General features: G+C 33.7%; 20 protein-coding genes. 6 read left to right on the forward strand and 14 right to left on the reverse strand.

The genetic code is table 11. The annotated features are described in order from the left end of the window. The first annotated feature begins 80 nt into the window (after positions 1 to 80). Positions 81 to 1268, forward strand: coding sequence for a tRNA 2-thiouridine(34) synthase MnmA (gene mnmA, locus A0O34_RS09155; protein ID WP_066753953.1), 1188 nt, complete (start codon positions 81 to 83; stop codon positions 1266 to 1268). Between the two features lie 56 nt (positions 1269 to 1324). On the opposite strand, the gene A0O34_RS09160 is transcribed toward mnmA, so the two are convergent. Further along, on the reverse strand, positions 1325 to 1678 hold the full coding sequence (locus tag A0O34_RS09160) for a winged helix-turn-helix transcriptional regulator (protein WP_066753955.1): 354 nt from the start codon (positions 1676 to 1678) through the stop codon (positions 1325 to 1327). Between the two features lie 106 nt (positions 1679 to 1784). Here A0O34_RS09160 and A0O34_RS09165 point away from each other — a divergent pair, with 106 nt between their 5' ends. The 3 genes from A0O34_RS09165 (at position 1785) to A0O34_RS09175 (ending at position 3616) form a co-directional block, all read left to right on the forward strand. Next, on the forward strand, positions 1785 to 2540 hold the full coding sequence (locus A0O34_RS09165; RefSeq protein ID WP_066753957.1) for an SDR family NAD(P)-dependent oxidoreductase: 756 nt from the start codon (positions 1785 to 1787) through the stop codon (positions 2538 to 2540). Between the two features lie 11 nt (positions 2541 to 2551). Beyond that, positions 2552 to 3322 carry an SDR family oxidoreductase gene (locus A0O34_RS09170; RefSeq protein WP_066753959.1) on the forward strand — a complete coding sequence of 257 codons (771 nt, stop codon included), beginning with the start codon at positions 2552 to 2554 and terminating at the stop codon, positions 3320 to 3322. Between the two features lie 93 nt (positions 3323 to 3415). Continuing rightward, complete coding sequence (locus A0O34_RS09175) at positions 3416 to 3616, forward strand: hypothetical protein (protein WP_066753961.1); 201 nt, start codon at positions 3416 to 3418, stop codon at positions 3614 to 3616. Between the two features lie 63 nt (positions 3617 to 3679). On the opposite strand, the gene A0O34_RS09180 is transcribed toward A0O34_RS09175, so the two are convergent. The 4 genes from A0O34_RS09180 to A0O34_RS09195 all read right to left on the reverse strand — a co-directional run bounded on the left by A0O34_RS09180 (position 3680) and on the right by A0O34_RS09195 (position 8083). Further along, positions 3680 to 4474, reverse strand: coding sequence for a DUF4249 domain-containing protein (locus tag A0O34_RS09180; protein ID WP_082891131.1), 795 nt, complete (start codon positions 4472 to 4474; stop codon positions 3680 to 3682). Positions 4475 to 4481: 7 nt separating this feature from the next. Then, positions 4482 to 6737, reverse strand: coding sequence for a TonB-dependent receptor (locus tag A0O34_RS09185; RefSeq protein ID WP_066753965.1), 2256 nt, complete (start codon positions 6735 to 6737; stop codon positions 4482 to 4484). Between the two features lie 244 nt (positions 6738 to 6981). Then, on the reverse strand, positions 6982 to 7332 hold the full coding sequence (locus tag A0O34_RS09190; RefSeq protein ID WP_066753966.1) for a hypothetical protein: 351 nt from the start codon (positions 7330 to 7332) through the stop codon (positions 6982 to 6984). A 16-nt stretch (positions 7333 to 7348) separates the two neighbouring features. Then, a complete protein-coding gene (locus tag A0O34_RS09195) occupies positions 7349 to 8083 on the reverse strand; it encodes a glycine-rich domain-containing protein (protein ID WP_066753968.1) in 735 nt (244 codons plus the stop codon). A 119-nt stretch (positions 8084 to 8202) separates the two neighbouring features. On the opposite strand from A0O34_RS09195, the gene A0O34_RS09200 reads away from it, so the two are divergent. Further along, the gene (locus A0O34_RS09200; RefSeq protein WP_066753971.1) at positions 8203 to 9099 is read left to right on the forward strand and encodes a hypothetical protein; all 897 of its coding nucleotides are present in this window, start codon (positions 8203 to 8205) and stop codon (positions 9097 to 9099) included. A gap of 50 nt (positions 9100 to 9149) precedes the next feature. Here A0O34_RS09200 and A0O34_RS09205 read toward each other — a convergent pair whose 3' ends face one another. The 8 genes from A0O34_RS09205 to A0O34_RS09240 form a co-directional block, all read right to left on the reverse strand. Continuing rightward, positions 9150 to 9893, reverse strand: coding sequence for a LytR/AlgR family response regulator transcription factor (locus A0O34_RS09205; protein ID WP_082891132.1), 744 nt, complete (start codon positions 9891 to 9893; stop codon positions 9150 to 9152). A gap of 50 nt (positions 9894 to 9943) precedes the next feature. Next, positions 9944 to 10219: a 2TM domain-containing protein gene (locus tag A0O34_RS09210; RefSeq protein ID WP_066753973.1), complete on the reverse strand. Its 276-nt coding sequence runs from the start codon at positions 10217 to 10219 to the stop codon at positions 9944 to 9946. 33 nt (positions 10220 to 10252) lie between these two features. After that, complete coding sequence (locus A0O34_RS09215) at positions 10253 to 10546, reverse strand: 2TM domain-containing protein (RefSeq protein ID WP_066753974.1); 294 nt, start codon at positions 10544 to 10546, stop codon at positions 10253 to 10255. 225 nt (positions 10547 to 10771) lie between these two features. Then, the gene (locus A0O34_RS09220; protein WP_066753975.1) at positions 10772 to 11341 is read right to left on the reverse strand and encodes a methyltransferase family protein; all 570 of its coding nucleotides are present in this window, start codon (positions 11339 to 11341) and stop codon (positions 10772 to 10774) included. Continuing rightward, on the reverse strand, positions 11342 to 11641 hold the full coding sequence (locus A0O34_RS09225) for a 2TM domain-containing protein (protein WP_066753976.1): 300 nt from the start codon (positions 11639 to 11641) through the stop codon (positions 11342 to 11344). Between the two features lie 12 nt (positions 11642 to 11653). Further along, the gene (locus A0O34_RS09230) at positions 11654 to 12970 is read right to left on the reverse strand and encodes a 2TM domain-containing protein (RefSeq protein WP_066753978.1); all 1317 of its coding nucleotides are present in this window, start codon (positions 12968 to 12970) and stop codon (positions 11654 to 11656) included. 137 nt (positions 12971 to 13107) lie between these two features. Continuing rightward, complete coding sequence (locus tag A0O34_RS09235; RefSeq protein ID WP_066753981.1) at positions 13108 to 13761, reverse strand: hypothetical protein; 654 nt, start codon at positions 13759 to 13761, stop codon at positions 13108 to 13110. Positions 13762 to 13855: 94 nt separating this feature from the next. Beyond that, positions 13856 to 16099, reverse strand: coding sequence for a TonB-dependent receptor (locus A0O34_RS09240; RefSeq protein WP_066759600.1), 2244 nt, complete (start codon positions 16097 to 16099; stop codon positions 13856 to 13858). A 188-nt stretch (positions 16100 to 16287) separates the two neighbouring features. Between A0O34_RS09240 and A0O34_RS09245 the strand changes: the two genes are divergently transcribed. Then, complete coding sequence (locus tag A0O34_RS09245; RefSeq protein ID WP_066753983.1) at positions 16288 to 16791, forward strand: superoxide dismutase family protein; 504 nt, start codon at positions 16288 to 16290, stop codon at positions 16789 to 16791. 53 nt (positions 16792 to 16844) lie between these two features. On the opposite strand, the gene A0O34_RS09250 is transcribed toward A0O34_RS09245, so the two are convergent. After that, on the reverse strand, positions 16845 to 18974 hold the full coding sequence (locus tag A0O34_RS09250) for a carboxy terminal-processing peptidase (protein ID WP_066753986.1): 2130 nt from the start codon (positions 18972 to 18974) through the stop codon (positions 16845 to 16847). Positions 18975 to 19007: the final 33 nt, after the last annotated feature.

Here is a 19007-nt window from a genome sequence, read left to right on the forward strand (position 1 = left end):
TTTTTACGAATTTTTTTAGTTGTATTTTTGCCGCATCAAACTAAGAACTCCCGTTAAGAGTTTCGTAAAATTGAAATAAAATGAAAATAGTAGTAGGATTATCTGGAGGTGTAGACTCCAGTGTTACGGCATATTTGCTGCAGCAACAAGGTCATGAAGTCGTGGCTTTGTTTATGAGAAACTGGAACGATGCTTCGGTAACGTTAGAAGATGAATGCCCTTGGATAGAGGACAGTAACGACGCGTTGATGGTTGCCCAGAAGTTGGGAATCCCGTTTCAGGTGATTGATATGAGCGATCTTTACAAGGAAAGAATCGTTGATTATATGTTTGACGAATATCAGAAAGGAAGAACTCCAAACCCTGATGTTTTGTGTAACAGAGAGGTGAAATTTGATGTTTTTATGAAAACAGCGATGTCTTTAGGTGCTGATAAAGTAGCAACGGGACATTATGCAAGAGTAGATTCTACTTTTGACGAAAACGGAAAAGAGATTTTTCATCTTTTAGCCGGAAAAGACAATAATAAAGATCAATCATACTTTTTATGTCAATTGAATCAGGATCAATTGTCTAAAGCATTATTTCCAATTGGAGAATTAACAAAACCTGAAGTAAGAGAAATTGCAAAAGAAATCGGATTGGTTACGGCTGATAAAAAAGATTCGCAGGGATTATGTTTTATCGGAAAAGTAAGTCTTCCTCAGTTTTTACAACAACAATTGGTTCCGAAAGAAGGTGAAATTGTAGAAATTTTCAAAGATTCGCCTTTATTTTCTCAGGAAACGCCGAAATTTTCTTCAAAAGAAGAAGAATTAGAATTTTTAAGTCAAAAAATCAATTATAAAAAAGCGGACGGAAAAGTGATCGGAAAGCATCAAGGTGCCCAATTTTTCACGATCGGTCAAAGCAAAGGATTAGGAATCGGCGGACATAAAGAAAGCTGTTTTATCGTATCAAGAGATATGGAAAACAACATTATTTTCGTTGGAGAAGGTCACAGCTTCCCAGGTTTGCATAAAAAAGCCTTGAAAGTTGATAATTCTGAACTTCACTGGGTTCGCGAAGATCTAAGACTGAAAAATGGAGAATCAATGGAAGTATTGGCGAGATTCCGTTACAGACAGGCTTTGCAGAAAGCAACGATCTTCCAGTTTGAAAATTCGTTCTACATGGAATTTGAAGAACTACAATCTGCCATCGCAGAGGGACAATTTGCCTCGTGGTATCTAGATGACGAACTTATCGGAAGCGGAGTAATTGCTTAAACTAAATATTAAAAGACCTTTTCAGGTCTTTTTTTATGCTTGATATTTTCTTAAAACTATTTCCCAATAATTTCCTTTCTGTGAGCAATTCCCCAATCTGTCAGATTATTAATGATTGTCTGCAACGTTTTACCGTGTTTAGTCAATTCATATTGTACCGTTACAGGTTGAGTATTCAAAACCGTACGGTTTATCAGTTTATTGATTTCCAATTCTTTTAATTCCTTACTCAGCATTTTGTTGGAAATTCCAACCACATCATTCAGAATATCAGAAAATCGTCTTTTATTGTAATAGCAGATTGATGAAATAATAGATATTTTCCATTTCCCACTCAACACATCCATCGAATCCTGAACGGCCATCATCTCCTTTTTATGAAGTTCTTTTTCAAGAGGTTTACATTCCATAAGGTTACATTGTTACTTAGAGGTTACTGTTACTTTTAGTTACAAAGTTACTAAAATAAATTTCAATGTGGTAATTTTGCTCTTAAGTTTTTAAACAACAAGAACAATGAGTAAATTAAAAAATAAAGTAGCTGTAGTTACAGGTGCTTCAAAAGGAATAGGTGCTTCAATCGCAAAATATTTTGCAGCAGAAGGCGCAAAAGTTGTCGTTAATTATGCATCAAGCAAAGCTGACGCAGATAAAGTGGTAAACGAAATCACCAACTCTGGCGGAATCGCCATTGCCGTACAGGGCGATGTCTCGAAAGAAGCAGATGTCATCAGACTTTTTGATGAAACGAAAAATGCTTTCGGTACATTGGATGTTTTGGTAAATAATGCCGGAATTTATAACTATGAGCCTATCGAACAGGTATCGGCAGAAACATTTCATCAGCAATTCAATATCAATGTTTTAGGTTCTATTTTTGCGATTCAGTCAGCATTAAAACTATTTGGTGAAAAAGGTGGAAATATCATCAATATCAGTTCAGGTGCAAGCAGATCTCCATTGCCTACAGGCTCAGTATATTCTGCAACAAAGACCGCATTAGATGCTTTTACCGTTGCTCTGTCAAAAGAATTTGCAGGCAGAAACATCCGAATCAATTCTATTTTGCCGGGTATCGTAGAAACAGAAGGTTCTCATACAGCCGGATTCATCGGTAGCGAAGCTGAAACTAAATTTGTATCCAACACACCACTCGGACGCACAGGACAGCCAGAAGACATTGCAAAAGCTGCCGTATTTATTGCTTCAGACGATGCAGGATGGATTACGGGTGAACAGATTGCTGTTTCAGGTGGAATTTTTGGTTTTTAATTATTAAAAAAATGAACAGATTAAAAAATAAAGTAGCCGTCATTACCGGCGGTAACAGCGGTATCGGATTTGGTATTGCAGAATCATTCAAAAATGAAGGTGCAGTTGGTACAATTACGGGTAGAAATGAGACAACCTTAAACAGTTCTGTGGACGCTTTAGGTTCAGAATTTATCGGAATTAAAGGAGATGTTACCAATCTTGATGATCTGGAAAATGTCTTTAAGAAAACATCCGAAAAATTTGGAAAAATTGACGTCTTGGTAGTTAATGCGGGAGGCATTGTTGACGGCGTTCCATTAGGAAGCATTGAAGATATAACAGAAAAAAGTTATGATCAATACATGGATTTAAACCTGAAAAGCGCCTACTTTTCCGTTCAAAAAGCACTTCCTTATCTTAATGAAGGAGCTTCCATTATTCTTATCGGATCAAGTGCTGCTCATCGTGCCGCACCGGGAATGGCGATTTATGGAGCTGCAAAAGCCGCCATTATATCATTAGCCAAAGGTTTGTCATTAGATTTACTGCCGAAGAAAATTAGAGTGAATGCCCTTTCACCAGGTTCTATTGACACACCAGTTTTCGGAAAAATTGTCCCGGAAGAACAATTGGAACAGGTAAAACAGTTATGGATAGACATTACTCCGGTTGGCAGACAGGGATTACCATCGGACATTGGAAATGCTGCTGTATTTTTAGCATCAGATGAATCAACTTTTGTTGTTGGAACCGAAATTCTTGCAGACGGAGGACTTACCAATATCAGTCTGATGAAGTAATTTGAATGAAGATAATTTTGTAATTAAATTTTTTCTGTAACATATTTCGAATTGTTGTACTTACTTGATAAATAACAATTAAAAATATTAATCATGAAAACTTCATTAAAAAACCAGTACGCTCAAGCAAATCAAATATTAATCGGAATTGTATCTGCCGTTTTTGGATATAACCTTTATCAGGCAATCGTACATCCCGAAAAATCTCACTTGATATTAAGCATTATTTTGTTAGGAATTACTTACTACATGTGTAAAGAATACGGTTATAAAACAGCCAAAGAAAAAGAATAAAATAGAAAAGGGGGTTGAAAATTTTCAATCCCCTTTTTTTGTATAAAAATATTAACCTTGTTTCTATTTAATGATAATATCTTTTGTAGAAGTAGTGTGCGCAGAAAAATATCCTAGAGCTCCGTTACTGATATTGCTTGGAGGATTAGTCGGTGTAACGCTTACTCCAGAATTTTCCAAAGTTGATAATGGGAGTGCTTTAAAATATTTATAAACAGAAGCATCAACAGACCGCATTTCAACCTGTATCGTATCATTCTTCTTCAAAGTAATTTTATTAGAAATCGGCTTAACATTTACTTCTCCATTTCCTATATCATCAGACATAACAGTATAAGCGGGAGATAGATCAAGGTTAGTTTTATTAGACTTAAAAAGATAATAATTCCCTTTTTCTGATGGGTCTGTAAAAATTGGAATAATACCTACACCATCCTCACTTCCATTAAAAAGTGTTGTTTGTTTGAGCCCTTCAAATTCTACATATTCCGGCATTTTACTGGTAGATTTATAGGTAACTCCATCTACAGTAACCGAAAGTGTATAAACACGTCCATAATTCGTCACAAGATTTACCGTTTTGTAAACACCGTTTTCATATTTCAGCGTATCCGTTTGCCCTTGGTCATCTGTAATAACTACGGTTGCATTGGCTACTCGCACAGAACCGCTATCTTCAAAAGATATTTTTCTGGATCTGGTAACTTGCACGAAATAAGGCCCATCTTCATCTGTAACGGCTCCTTCAATAACAATTTTTCCGCTCATATCATCTAAAGGAAGATCTATTACTTCTTCACAGCTTACTAAACACAAAAGAAGAGAATATATAATTAAGTATTTTTTATTGATCATCATTATTAATTTAGAATTTAAAGTTATAGGTTACGTTCGGAACGATAGAGAAAAGAGAAGTTTTCACGGTCTGTATCCCGTTTGGATCAACTAATTGAGGTTGGAATGTTACAGAGAAAGGATTGCTTCTTCCATAAACATTATATATCCCAAATGACCATGAGCTTTTAAAGCGTTTATTTGTTATGGGTTCATAGGTCGCATTAATATCCAGCCTATGATAAGCAGGCATACGATTGCTGTTTCTTTTTCCGTATTGCAATATCGTTTGATCACCTGATTCATACCTTCCAACGGGGAATGTTACTGCATTTCCCGTACTGTAAACAAATGCTCCGGATAACGTCCACTTAGGAGTTAATTGATAGCTCGTTACGATTGATAAATTATGCGTCTTATCTTGTTGGGCATTATACCATTCTCCGTCATTAATTCCGTCTATTTTTCTCTCTGTTTTTGATAATGTGTACGACAGCCAACCTGTAAGTCTTCCCGAGGTTTTCTTTGCTAAAAACTCTAGTCCGTAAGCTCTTCCGTGACCATTATACAAAAGATTATTTTCTATATTATCCAATACGTTTACTTCAACACCATCTTTATAATCTACCAGATTAGACATTTTTTTGTAAAAAGTTTCAATGCTGATTTCATAATCACTTTTGAATTTTTTGGTATATCCAATATTGATCTGATCTGCAGTTTCCGGTTTTCTTAAATTAATCCATAAATCATTAGCCAAATTTTCATTACTTGTACTGCTCAACGTCTGAATATTTTGGGTATTTCGGGTGTATCCTATTCTAAGGCTGTTACTTTTATTAAATTCATAATTAAGCATCAAACGAGGCTCTAAATTGGTGTAGCTTTTGGCAAAATTGTTATTTCCGGATTCTTCAGTTTCTGATGTTTTCTCTCCGGAAGAAAGCATAGACAATCTCACTCCGTAATTAATAAAGAATTTATCTGTAATTTTAAAATCATCATTAATATATAAAGCGTTTTCCCACATTGATCTGGGTTTTACCAAAAAGCCGGATTTTACAGATTCTGAAAGTCCCGGTGTATTAAAATAATAGTAAGATGATTGTAATCCATATCGTAATGAATGATTAAGACCAATATAATGGTTAAAATCCTGTTTAAAAGAAAGGTTTCTTATATTCGGATTAACTTCCAGAAGAGATCCGTCAAAATTTTGAATATTTGTTTTATAATTATAATTACTGAAGATAAAAGAAGTATTGGAAAACAATTTACTGCTTATAATACTGTTCCAGCGTAATGTTACGGCTATATTTCCCCAGTTATTTTTAAACTTTTTATAGGAAATAACGTCTTTCCCAAAGTAAGTTGATAAATGTATACTGTTGTTGTTATTTATCTGAAAATTTGCCTTTGCATTAAGATCATAAAAATACAGTTTTGTCTTTTTTCCGTCTTCTTTGCCTACAAAAAGATCTGCATAAGTTCGTCTCCCTGAGATTATAAAAGAAGACTTTCCTTTCTGAATTGGACCTTCTACACTTAGCCTGCTGCTGATTAAACCAATCCCTCCGGTAACATTGTAATCCTGATTGTTACCTTCTTTCATTTTTACATCAATTATTGAAGACAATCTTCCTCCGTATTGCGAAGGCATATTTCCTTTGTAGACCGAAACACTTCTCAATGCATCACTGTTGAATGTGCTGAAAAATCCCAACAAATGCGAATTATTAAATATAGGAGCCTCATCTAATAAAATAAGATTTTGATCAGGACTTCCTCCTCGCACACTAAAACCTGAACTCCCTTCTTGTGAGCTTATTCCCGGCAAAAACTGTAACGTTTTTATGACATCTTTCTCACCAAATAAAACAGGAAGCTTTGAAATACTTTGAATATCTAATACTTCTGCTCCCATTTTAGATTTTGTGAAAGCTGTCGTTTTATTTTTTTTATTGATTAAAACTTCTTCTATTACAGCATCTTCTTTTTCCATGGTCAAATCCATTTTTACGGTTTCGTATAAATGTATATTCTTAGTTATTGTGCCATGTTTATTGTGGTTGATAATTAATGTATAATCACTTTCGGGTAAGGAGATAGAGTAAAAACCATACTCATTGGTTTCAATAGTAATTTCAGGTTTCTCTTTTACTTTAATAGAGGCTCCAGAAATAATCTCTCCCGTATCTTGATCTTTGATGACTCCGTTAATAGAGTGGTTTTTTTGGGCATAGGAACATACTGACAAAAAAATTGCCATTGTAGTTATTCTCATCATTTATATTACGTTTGTTGTATTTTTTTGCAAATATAAAAACTTTCACATCTCAGTAAACACTTACTAACAAATGACTTACAACACATTAAAGAGAAAAAAAACAACTAAAATTTCATAATTTCGTCTATAAAACCTATACAATTAAGAAATATTAATTAACGTTATTAATCATTTTCTTAATTCCAACTTATACACTGTAATTTCTTTATTAAAAACTTTAATATTTATTTAACTATAAAATCCGTTATTTTTCATCACCTGTTAATAGTTTTAACATTAAAAAACTTCCAATGATAGTCTCTATAGCAAGAATTATTAGAAGAAATCCAACAGGTTTTTCTAATATTATTCCTCTCATCAGCTTTACAATGCCCAAAACGAAAATCGAAATCATAAAGTAAAATGTCGTTTTAGAAACTACATCTTTGAAAGATTTCAGAATAAAAATTGAAACATAAAATCCGAGTAAAAGAATCAAATAGAATTTCAGAAATTCTGGACCTTTCAAAGAAATCGGATTAAAAGTATCGTTGTTTACAATAAGCCAAATCAAACTTATTATAATCGGAATTGTGTGAATGATTATCTTTTTCATCGTTAATCCTTTTTGATTATCCCCCGCAACCACCACATCCTCCGCACCCTCCTCCACAACCACCGCCGCTGCAACTTCCTCCTCCTCCGCTACAGCCGCCACCGTCAGCACTGCTGTTACCATTTTTATCCTGATCTTTTGGAATATTTGTCTCTAAAATCGTTGAAATCAAACTTATAAAGAGAAAAAAAACTATAATCACAGCAACAAAGATTGTCAGCGTATTAAGAGTATTATCGGAGCAGGAATACACCATCAATAAAAGACAAATTAAAGTGGTAATCTTCAGTCTTGTGAGCCATGATCTTTTATACTGAGATTTTTTAACTGTACTATTCCAGATATCTTCTGGTGCGTCCTGATTAAAAATTTCTTTGTAGTTTTTTAAAGTATCTGAGAACCAATTCTGATGTTTATCTTTTTCTGCAAAACCTCCTTTTGACGGGTGGTGGTGAAGTTTCCTTTTCAGAATATCCGGACAAAATTCTTCCCAGTAATTTTGAGTATAAATAAGATGCATATGCCACACCTTATCTACAATTTCGCTTGGTGAAGCGCCGTTTGGGAGAACACAACAGAGATAAACGAACTTTTTATACTCTTCTATCGCTTTTTTAGTAAAATCTACACTCCACTTTTCTTCTTTGGCTAATTTTTTTGAGAAAGGAAAATCAACATTGGGAGCATCTAACGAAAACTGCTGAAGTCTGTTCCAGAGAGAATCGTTCTGTAATAACATTTTTGTTTCCATTGTTTTAACTTTTATTTTCTACTCAAATTTGGATTGATTAAAAAATATAAAAGTCTTACAATAATCTTTTTTAGTAGTAAAAAAATCTTAAATTAGTCTTATAAAACTAAAATAAACTGATGAAAAAAGAAGATGTTTTACACCTTGAGAAATTAATGAATTTCTTAAGTCTCCATTTTTTAAAGAAAAATAATTGGGAGGATGTCACAAAAACCGAATGGTCATACATTGTTGCCGAACTTAATGATTTAATTATCAATGACAACACAGAAAAAAGTATAAAGAAAGAGCCGGAATTGCTAGGTTCAAATTACCTTTATGAACATTTGATAATCAATAAACTAAAGAAATATCATCAAAACGAAAATGCTGTTTTAAGCAAACCTAATTTGGCAAAATTAAGTCTTATTGTTAAGGTTTTGGGATATTCAAATTATATCGATTTTATTAATTCAAATACAGAAGCATTTAATTTTAATGATCTGAGAATTGATATGAATAATGCCAAGCAAAACACCGTTCTTTTGGATCGTTTGGTTGGCTGTTGGTATTCTTACAACAGAAATCTTCCGGAAAACATTTTACAGGCAAAAGACGACCGAATCTGGCGTTCTGCAATGGAAATTTACAAATCCGAGACCTCCGGCGAATATTTTATTGAAAGAAGCGGCGGCGATCACCACAAGTATTTTGGAAAAGTAACCGCCTATTCAGATTATGTTTTTATCATCATGAACAGCAATACGTTTATTCGTCAAAGACATTTTATTTCAAGAATAAAAGATATCAAGGAAAAATTGAAAAATCCAGAATATAAGCTCCATGAGTTGCATTTTATAAGTACGTGTATTAGTTTTAATCAAGAGCCGATCGCTCTGTTCGAAATTTTTCAGAAAGCAGATCGGAAAACGTTTTTTCCCGACTCAATCAGCTTCCCGATTGACAGCGATGAAATCCCAAAATCTATTGTACAACAGCTTGAAGACACAGAGTCTAACAGAATTGATTACAGGTGATTCGTTTTGGGTGTTTAGTGTTTAGATTTGATTTAGGCTACCCTTTTTAATTAACCTACTAACCAATCTTTAAAATCTTTCACGCGATCACGGCTTACCGTAATTTCTTCGTGAGGTTGAAATTCCAATTCTACTTTGTAGTTGGGTGAGGTGTGAATATTTTTAATATAATCTGAGCTAATAATGAATTGCCTGTTTGCGCGGAAAAATTTCTTTTCATCTAAGACATCTTCCAGCTCATCCAACGTGAAATCTGATGGATAAGTTCTGTCTTCTGTCTGCAGATAAACGATCTTATTTTCACTGAAAAAGCAACTGATCTCACTTGTCTGAACGATCTTCAAATTATATCCAATCTTCACCAAAACTCTTGAAAGTGTAGTCTTATCTTTCTTAATTAACTGCTTAATTTCCTGCGAAGTAACAGAATTTCCTGAAGGAAGAAATGATTTAAATTTTTCAATAGCTCCAGCAAGATCTTCCTCTAAAATCGGTTTTAAAAGATAATCGATGCTATTCAGTTTAAAAGCTTTCAATGTATATTGATCAAATGCTGTCGTGTAAATGATAAATCCTTTTGTCGGAACTTTTTCAAAAATATCAAAAGACAAACCGTCACCCAAAACGATGTCTGAAAAGATAAGTTGCGGATGCTCATTTTCTGAGAACCATTTCACTCCGTCTTCTACAGATTCAATACTTGCAACAACCTGTAATTCCGGAAACAGGCTCAACATTCTTTCGATCTTTCTTGCTGCAGGTTTTTCGTCTTCGATAATGACAGTTTTGATCATTGATTTTTAGTTTTAATTTGGAATTAAAATTAAATAAAACTTTTCAGCTATTAAAAGTTTATCGGACTTTTTGATTTTCTCACCTCCTTTTCTATGACTTCTTTTTCCCATTCAGAATCAAATATAAATAGTTTTACCGCTTTTACCGTTAAAATAATTCCCCAAATTCCTAAAATAATTGACCCGTCGAAAAGTGAGAAATTAAATGTTCCTTTTTCAAAAATATCGTCTAAGAAAACGAATCCTGTGATGATTACAAACCAAAATATACCTTTATAGAATTTCTTTAGTTCTTTTACTCTTTGTTCTGCTTGATTATAATTCATGATATTAATTTTTTAAAGGCTATTATTAATTTATTATAATGTTTTTACGTTTTTTCTTTCTTCATCCATCAATTCCTTGATCTTTTTTTCTTCCCAGTCTTTTCCGATCCCAAAGACGTTGATTCCGTGTGCCAAAAGACCCATTCCCCATCCTAACATTGGCCAATAAAACCATAAATGATTAGGGGAAGTTAAAAGATTAAGAACCAATAAAAAAGGAATTATCAAACAATAAGAAGTAAGATTCCCATAGAATCCTTTTAGTTCTTTTACTCTCTTTGTTGCTTTTTTATAAGCTAAACTTTCTTTGTTTGGGTAAGTTTCCATAGTCTGTTATTTTAAATTTGTTTGTTTTTCTTGAATCAAATTTAGGTCAATAAAAAGCTTCCAATCAACTTTATCTTACTGAGCTGTAGAAAATGGATACTGAATTGCAAAAATTTGAATTTAATGGAAATTGAGGGAGTTATTTTTTCTTTTCTCGCGGATTTTTGCAGATAACTCAGATAATTTTTATGCGCTAAAAATATGCTTAAACAGGGTTTATTATATTTAGTAAATAAACGGAATTAGTTTTTTTGTAGATTTTCTGTATTCGATATACTCATCTCCAAATTGCTCTATCAAAGCCTGTTCCTCAATTTTAATCCTGTAGCTGAATGCTAATAAGGGAGGAACAAATGCTAAAATCAATGAAAACCAATTATTTAAATATAAGCCAAGGCCAAAAGAAGTTAATAAAGAAAAAGCATACGATGGATGTCTTAGATATTTATAAAATCCCTCTTTTTTGATTTTATGATCTTCTCTAATCGTAACATCAACAGTAAAGTACTTCCCTAAAGATTTAATGATTATAAATCTTAAAATGATTCCGATAAGGATAAAAATTTCACCAAGATAAAAGATCCACATCGATTGAGCAATTGGGAATTTCATACTGTATGAAACCGTTACAGACGCCACAATGGAAAAAGGAATGGCAATCCATAATAAATTCAACGTAGATTTATCTTTATTTTTCTGGTCTTTTTCTCCTGACTTCAGTATATTCTTATAAAGATATTCACTGATAAACCAAGCAACCATTGAAATGTAAAAAATGATGTCTAGTGTTTCCATCTACTTCTCTTTATTCATTAATTCTTTAATTTTCTTTTCCTCCCAATTGTTTCCTAATACAAATCCGGGTAAAAAAACACTCATTCCGTAGCCGACAACTCCGGTTCCCCAGAATATTGGGAGAGAGAAATATTTTAGACTCCAAATGGTTTGTCCGGGTTCTAATTCCCTATAATTCACAAATAAAATAAAAATATTCACCGCAAAATAAATGAAAATGAAAACATAAAAATTCTTTATTTTTTTCACTCTTCTTTCCGCTTCTTTGTAACGAAGGTCGTTTTGATCTATATTTTCCATAGTAGTAATTTTTTATCTTTTATCCTGTTTTTCTAAAATCTCTCTGATCTTTTTTTCTTCCCAATTTTTACCGATCGCAAAAACACTCATTCCGTGGGCAACAATTCCAATTCCCCAGCCTAACATTGGAAAATAAAACCAAATGTGTTTTGGATTGGTAATAAGGTTTACAATGATCAAAAACGGAATAATAATGCAATACGAAATAAGGTTTCCGTAAAAACTTTTGATCTCTTTTACCCTTTTCTTGGCTCTTTCGTAAGCTTTGTCATTATCTTCAACTTTTATACTCGTTTCGTTTGGTTTAGCTAATAATATCGGAAGTTTTACTTTAAAATAATCTTCGGATTTTTCGATAAAAACATTCTTTTTTGTCAACAGAGAATAACGCTGAACAATATTCGATAACCCAATTCCTGCACTCTCTTTCATTTGCTCTCTTACCTGAAGATTGTTTTCAATACAAAGCGTATCATTTTCAGAAAAAACTTTAATAATTAATGGTTTTGAAGAGGTCGCAAAATTATGTTTGATACAGTTTTCCAACAACAATTGCAGCGAAAGCGGAACAACATATCTTCTGTAATCTTCTTTATTGACATCAAAAACAAAGTCTACGCTGTCTTCAAATCTGGTTTTTAAGAGATCACAATAGGTTTTTGCAAATTCTATTTCATCTTCCACCGTAACCAACTCTTTATCTTTCTGTTCTAATACGTATCTGTAAATCTTTGACATTGAAGCAGTAAACTTCTGCGCCTGTCTCGGATTTTCATCAATTAATGAACTTAAAACATTTAATGAATTAAAAAGAAAATGAGGATCTAGCTGGTTTTTTAAGCTTTCAAATTGTGCATTGGCAGATTTTGCAATCAACTTTTGCTCTACAACTTCCTTTTTGGACGTTTTTTTGAGCTCTTCCATGAATCCTCTCGCATGGAGAAAAGCAGAAATTAGCAAGGCAACATTGATCGTAAACCAATTGATGAAATTATATCTTCCTGAAAAATATTCTGCTGTATTAACTGCTTTTTGAATCAGTACAAAATTCACATAATTGCAGAAATAGACTAAAATAATATTCGCAATAAGAATCGAAACAATGCTTATGGCTGCTCTTTTTGTTGTAGCCTCAGACCAAGGGAATTTTTTATTAAGAAAATCATTAATCAAGCCATTTCCTGCACCTAAAATGAATGAATACATGAAAGATATCAACACGGTCAGTAAAAAATTTTCAACGTTTTTTTCATCTGTAAAAAAGATAAAGAAGAACATTGAGGTAACCAATGATATCCAAAGTAAAGTGATAAGATTTTTGCGTTTCATGATTGAATTTCTTAGGTCAAAATTAGTTTTAATTAAAGGTATTAAAAATTATTTCTCACCGAACCGTCATTTTCTATAACTGAACTGCACAAAAAAACCTTCCATGATCTGGAAGGTTTATGATATTGTAAGTTTTTTTATTTCTTAGCTCCTTGGCTGATGAAATACTGAGCCTCTCCTTTCCCCCAGTTTGGATCTAATGCAGATTTCGGTTTGAAAGCATTAAATTTCTCCAAAGCCTGTTTGAAAAGCTCAATTCCTTTTGTTTTGCTTCCTCCGTACTGTTCTGGAGTGAAATACATATCTTCAGCCTTAATCAAAGCAATTCTTGGATTGGTTGGATCTAGCTGTTCAGCTGTTTTAAGCTCTTCTGCAGCCTTCACACCGTCTGTCATATATCTTTGTTGAGGATTTTCCATCATTCTTAAAGAATATGCCATTTTTTTCAATAAATGGATCTCAGAGTTGTCTTTTCCTGCAATGCTTTCAGCTTGCATCAAATATTTTTCAGCAGCTCCTGAATAGGTTAATAATTCATCCTTTTTGCCCGCATTCATCTGCGCTCTCCCTTTCTGGATATAAGAATAAGCAATGTAGTAAACCGGCAACCATTGGTTTTGGTCTATTCTTGATATTCTTTCGAAATCATTGGCCAAAGTTTGAAAATCTTCCGCTGATTTCACTGTTTCCAGCTTGGCAACTTTTTCAGTCATTGATTTTTCGTAAGCTGTCTGACCAAATGCCGTTAAGCCCATAAAAGCTAAAGCAAAACTTAATAGATATTTCTTCATTATTTCTAATTTTTGAGGTTAGTTTATATTTTATTCAAAGATATGTATTTAATCAATATAATTAAATCATTAAAAATACAGATTGTTTAGATTTTTACAAATTATTATTAATAGCATCCTGAGTTTTATCAACTCCAAAACTTATAAATGCGCCAATAAAGATAAAAGTATTCACCGGAGGAACTACTGCAGAACTTCTTGATCCGTCTGACGAAAAATTATATCCGTAGACATTTTTCGATCCTAAAACATTTGAAACACTCAATACAAAAACAGTGAATGCTTTGGCATCTTTTTTTCCAAGGTTCGGAAGATAATTAAAACTTAAATTAAGCGCGTTATAATCCTTCAATCTTCCTTCGTTTCTAGTATAATTAATCGTTTCTCCGTTCACATCTTTCGTTGCAAAATCATAATAAGGTCGTCCTTTTGCGTAGGTATAAGAAAGATTAACTCCTAATTTCCACTTTGGAATAAATCTCTTCGCAACAGCAGAAAGTGTATGTTCTGATGCGAAATTCGGTTTTAAGCTTATCGGATAATTCATAAAATCTCTTTTTGAATCGAGGAACGAATAACTGATCCAATAATCAATATTATCAAATGTTTTTTTATCTCTCCAAAACAGCTCCAAACCTTTTGCATAACCGAATCCGTTGTTGTTATCTGCCGTTTGAACGGGTTGATTTTGATTATTATTAAATCCAAGGTTTGAAACTTTAATCAGTTGATCATATTTCTTGTAAAAAGCCTCAAATCTTAAACTTCTGCCATCCGTCGTTCTCTGAACCTGCAAAATATAATGTTGAGATTTTTGAAAATCAAGATTTGCGGGGCCGTTAATGTATTTACTTTCAGGATTTTGATAGAAAAGTCCGTATGCGAAAGAGGTTGTCCAGTCTTTAGCCAAACGATACGCCAGAGCGATACGCGGTGCAAAATTCGTTTTACCGAGGAAAGATGAGTTTTCTGCCCTCACTCCTATTTTCGCAGATAATTGGTTACTGAAACCCAAATCTGTTTCCACAAAAACGGCTGAAATAAGGTCTTTATAATGTTTATTTACTTCCTCAAAAGAAAGTTTTTCGTCGGTGCTGTTTAATTCAAAACCTCCTCGTAAGGCGCTGATTTTGTTTATCTTTCTTTCCAAAACTGCTTTTAGATTGATATAATTTCCGTCTGTGAGCAACCTCATCTTATCTGCTTCAACTTCATTGGATTCTGTTGAAAAATTAAGATCCGTTCTGTTGAATGAATAAGAAGTTCCTGCATTTAAAAGATATCTTCCGAATTTTTGCTTCAAAGATAAATTATGATACGTGTTCTTCCCTTTCAATTTAATTAAAGAAAACTGATTATCAGCTTCTAAGCTTTCAGTTTTTACGCCCATACTGTTGGTGTCGTACATTCCGTAATATTTAAAAAATCCACCAGATTTTGTTTTAATTCTGAAGTTGGCATCAGCATTTATTCCCTGAGGAGCATCGATAAAATCTGTGTTAAAATTCAGAACTTCCTGCATCAGATTTAAATTTGAATATCCTAAAGTTGCTCCGTATGAATGATTTTTATCTTCACCCAATTTTTGGAATCCTGCACTTAAAAAGATCGGAGAAATCCCAAAATCATAAGAACTTTGATCCGGAAGATCAACACTTTCCAACATTAAAGCACCGGAAAGAGCCTGTCCGTACAACGCAGAATATCCTCCGCTCGAAAATACATTTCCTTTAAAAAGAGAGGTGTTAAAACGATCTCTCCCTGCAATTCCCGGAACTGAGCTTGAGAAATAGTTATTAATTAAGCTTCCATCCATAAAAATTTTAGATTCGGTTCCTGTGCCTCCTCGGATGAACAATCCTTCTGTTTCGCCTACTTTCTGAACGCCCGGAAGATAATTTAAGGCTGAAGAAATCTGCCCGTCTGCTCCTGCTGTCGTATAAATATCAATTGGCGTTAATAAAGCGGTTGCTCTTTTCTTATCGCTCGCCTCAATTGAGCCTGCGGAAACTACCACAGCATCAATTTCGTTGATTTGTTCCTTTAATTCTGCATTTACTGAAACATCCTGATTATCAATAGAAATCGGTTTTTCAACATCATTATATTTTGAATGAGTAAAGCTTAATATCTGATTGCCTTTTTCAGAAGTTTCAAATGTAAAATTACCGTTTGCATCTGTAGTTGCTCCATCGTAAGTATTTTTAAGAGTGACATTTACATCGCTTACCCCTTTATTTCGAAAGGTAACTTTTCCTGAAACCTTTATCTGAGAATAACTCAAGATAAACGAGAGAAAGGTGATGAGAAATAATAGTTTTTTGGACTGCGTTTTCATTGGTCTTAATTTGATTCCAAAATTAATCTGAAAATTTAGATCTGCTAATTTTTTCTTTCCGAACGGTAAAATTTGTGTACTGAATTGTAAAAAAGACCTATTTAACATAAAAAGAGGCAAGATTACAAAGCTTTCTAAAAAATGTTCCTAAATTTATAAGATTATAAATCATTTAAAAATCACTTAAAATGAAGGTACAAACATTAGCATTATTGGCGGGCTGTGCATTATTTGCTGTTTCTTGCGGAACGGTAAAAACGTATTCAGTTAACGCCAAAAGCGGAACACAAACGGGAGGAACTGCAAAGTTTACTCAAAAAGGAAATGAAGTTGTAATGAAACTTGATGTCACGAATCTTACTCCGGGAATTCACGCGGTACATATTCATGAAAAAGCCGACTGTTCAGCAGCAGACGGAACCTCAACAGGAGGACACTGGAATCCAGGAAAAGACGATCACGGAAAATGGGGTGCAGAGCATTTCCACATGGGAGATATCGGGAATTTAGTGGCTAATCAGGAAGGAGTGGCAACGCTGACTTTCAAAACTGATAAATGGTGTCTTGGTTGTGCAGACGAATCTAAAAACATCATCGGAAAAGGAATGATCGTACATGCTGCGGCAGATGATTTCCATACTCAGCCTACAGGAAATGCAGGCGGAAGAGTTGGATGTGTAGAAATTAAATAATCAAATTGATTGCATAAAAAACCCCGCTAATTTTAGTTAGCGGGGTTTTTATTTTATTGTTTTACATTCATATCACCAATGATATTCATTGCTTCCTGAAGGTAAGGATCTTTTTTAAGATTTTTGATCCACATATCAGATTTTTTCTTGAATGCTTCATCTTTCTTCTCTCTTTCAAGTTCGCTTGGATAAAGTGTGAATTGAAGACCGTTTTCAAATTTCGTCAATGCTTTGAATTTTTCGATCTGCGCTTTTCTTTGCTTCATCAATTCGTTAAACTTATTGATATTAAGCGTAATCGTTTCTTCTTTGTCTAATTTCTCTCTCCATTGAGCGGACTCCAATAATAACTGATAGTTGGTGTTTTTAGCCATTCTATCGTTGCTTGCTTTTTCTAATGCTTTTACATCGAAATAGTTCAACTTCTGGAAAGTTGTGCTTGGAATTTTATCCCATGCCAACGCATAATCATCGTATCTCTCTCCTATTTCAGCATACGTGAAGAAATCTTTCATCTGAATATCAGAAACAATTCCTTTTCTCTGTGTAGATTCTCCTGTAATTCTGTAGAATTTCTGAATTGTTAATTTTAAAGAGCCAAAATCATCTTCTGTATTCAAGAATCTGTTTAAATCAACAAAAGTCTGAACCGTTCCTTTTCCAAAAGACTGTGGAGAACCGATAATCATCGCTCTTCCAGTATCCTGCATTGCACCAGCCAAGATCTCAGAAGCCGAAGCCGAAAGTTCGTTTTGCATGATAACAAGAGGACCAGTCCAAATTGGAGTTTCCTGCTTGTTTTTTAATGTCTGAATCTTTCCGTTTCCATCTTTTACCTGAACATATGGTCCAGCATTCATGAAAAGTCCCATGATATCTCCAACTTCCGTTAAAGATCCGCCACCGTTGTTTCTAAGGTCAAGAACAATTCCGTCAATGTTTTGAGCCTTTAGTTTAATGATCTCATTTTTAATGTCATCAGAAGCGTTTCTTCCTTTAGCATCTTCAAAATCAGCATTAAAACTTGGTAAATTAATGAAACCATATTTTTTACCGTTTGGAGAATTTACCACAATACTTCTTGCGAAAGTATCTTCAATAGCAACCTCTTCACGGATCATTGTAACTTCTTTTATCGTTCCGTCTTTCTTCTGAACCGTCAAAGTAACCGGAGTTCCTTTTTCACCTCTGATGTATCTTACGGCTTCCTCAGAAAGCATTCCGACAACATTTACGGCATCATCTTTCGGTTTAGATTTTACTTTTAAGATCTTATCTCCTTCTGTAAGCTGTTTAGACTTCCAAGCTGGTGCGCCGATTGTTAGCGCTCCAAGATATAAATACCCTTTTTTCTCCTGAATAATAGCTCCGATTCCGATCACTTTTCCTGTGAAAGTCATATCAAATTCTTCCTTATCCTTTGGAGAATAATAATTGGTGTGCGGGTCAAAAACCTCAGTGTAAGCATTCATGTACACTGTGAACCAATTCATTTTATTTCTCTTCTTAAACCTTGTGAACGTGTCTTTTACAAGATCTTTCACCTCATCTGTAGCTTTTACTTTTTTCTGCTCAGGAGTTAGGATTTGAAGTTTAATCGTATCCTGTAATTTATATTTCTGTACAGAATCTTTTTTCTCTTTTTGAGCCTGTTCTTTGCTGTTTAAAGATTCAATTTCCTGAAGAATATTGTATTTAATGAATTTTTTCCACTCATTATATTGATCCTGCTTAGAAACCGGTGCTTTTTTAAGCTTGTTTTCTAAAACCAATGTCTCATCTTCTTCCAAATTGATTGGTTTACTGAAAATATCCTGAGTCAATTTATCAATCTCATCAACCCTTTGGAAAAGTCTGTCTGTAGTCAATTTATAGAACGTAAGATCTCCGATATTCAGATAATCATCAAGCTTTGTTTCGTGCTTGCTGAATTCATCCATATCAGATTGCAGGAAATATCTTTTCCCCGGATCTATCATCTCAAAATATTGTTTGTAAACATCCTTAGAATAAGCATCATTAATAGCTTTCGGGCTGTAATGTAGATAAGAAAGAGTGTTCTTTACGCTCACCATTATCGTCTGCATCTTTTCATCGTCATTTTTAGGTGAGTTGAAACAAAACATTAGACTTGTTAATGGAATTAGGAGTAAAAATTTATTTAGCTTGAAATTTTTCCACATAAATCTGTAATGTATTTTTATTAATTTTTTAAA

The sequence above is a fragment of the Chryseobacterium glaciei genome (genome assembly GCF_001648155.1).
Lineage (GTDB): Bacteria > Bacteroidota > Bacteroidia > Flavobacteriales > Weeksellaceae > Chryseobacterium > Chryseobacterium glaciei.

Bases quoted from the DNA above. Each gene is read 5' to 3' on its own strand.
- mnmA (WP_066753953.1), top strand. From the start codon at position 81: ATGAAAATAGTAGTAGGATTATCTGGAGGTGTAGACTCCAGTGTTACG.
- A0O34_RS09160 (WP_066753955.1), bottom strand. From the start codon at position 1,678: ATGGAATGTAAACCTCTTGAAAAAGAACTTCATAAAAAGGAGATGATG.
- A0O34_RS09165 (WP_066753957.1), top strand. From the start codon at position 1,785: ATGAGTAAATTAAAAAATAAAGTAGCTGTAGTTACAGGTGCTTCAAAA.
- A0O34_RS09170 (WP_066753959.1), top strand. From the start codon at position 2,552: ATGAACAGATTAAAAAATAAAGTAGCCGTCATTACCGGCGGTAACAGC.
- A0O34_RS09175 (WP_066753961.1), top strand. From the start codon at position 3,416: ATGAAAACTTCATTAAAAAACCAGTACGCTCAAGCAAATCAAATATTA.
- A0O34_RS09180 (WP_082891131.1), bottom strand. From the start codon at position 4,474: ATGATGATCAATAAAAAATACTTAATTATATATTCTCTTCTTTTGTGT.
- A0O34_RS09185 (WP_066753965.1), bottom strand. From the start codon at position 6,737: ATGATGAGAATAACTACAATGGCAATTTTTTTGTCAGTATGTTCCTAT.
- A0O34_RS09190 (WP_066753966.1), bottom strand. From the start codon at position 7,332: ATGAAAAAGATAATCATTCACACAATTCCGATTATAATAAGTTTGATT.
- A0O34_RS09195 (WP_066753968.1), bottom strand. From the start codon at position 8,083: ATGGAAACAAAAATGTTATTACAGAACGATTCTCTCTGGAACAGACTT.
- A0O34_RS09200 (WP_066753971.1), top strand. From the start codon at position 8,203: ATGAAAAAAGAAGATGTTTTACACCTTGAGAAATTAATGAATTTCTTA.
- A0O34_RS09205 (WP_082891132.1), bottom strand. From the start codon at position 9,893: ATGATCAAAACTGTCATTATCGAAGACGAAAAACCTGCAGCAAGAAAG.
- A0O34_RS09210 (WP_066753973.1), bottom strand. From the start codon at position 10,219: ATGAATTATAATCAAGCAGAACAAAGAGTAAAAGAACTAAAGAAATTC.
- A0O34_RS09215 (WP_066753974.1), bottom strand. From the start codon at position 10,546: ATGGAAACTTACCCAAACAAAGAAAGTTTAGCTTATAAAAAAGCAACA.
- A0O34_RS09220 (WP_066753975.1), bottom strand. From the start codon at position 11,341: ATGGAAACACTAGACATCATTTTTTACATTTCAATGGTTGCTTGGTTT.
- A0O34_RS09225 (WP_066753976.1), bottom strand. From the start codon at position 11,641: ATGGAAAATATAGATCAAAACGACCTTCGTTACAAAGAAGCGGAAAGA.
- A0O34_RS09230 (WP_066753978.1), bottom strand. From the start codon at position 12,970: ATGAAACGCAAAAATCTTATCACTTTACTTTGGATATCATTGGTTACC.
- A0O34_RS09235 (WP_066753981.1), bottom strand. From the start codon at position 13,761: ATGAAGAAATATCTATTAAGTTTTGCTTTAGCTTTTATGGGCTTAACG.
- A0O34_RS09240 (WP_066759600.1), bottom strand. From the start codon at position 16,099: ATGAAAACGCAGTCCAAAAAACTATTATTTCTCATCACCTTTCTCTCG.
- A0O34_RS09245 (WP_066753983.1), top strand. From the start codon at position 16,288: ATGAAGGTACAAACATTAGCATTATTGGCGGGCTGTGCATTATTTGCT.
- A0O34_RS09250 (WP_066753986.1), bottom strand. From the start codon at position 18,974: ATGTGGAAAAATTTCAAGCTAAATAAATTTTTACTCCTAATTCCATTA.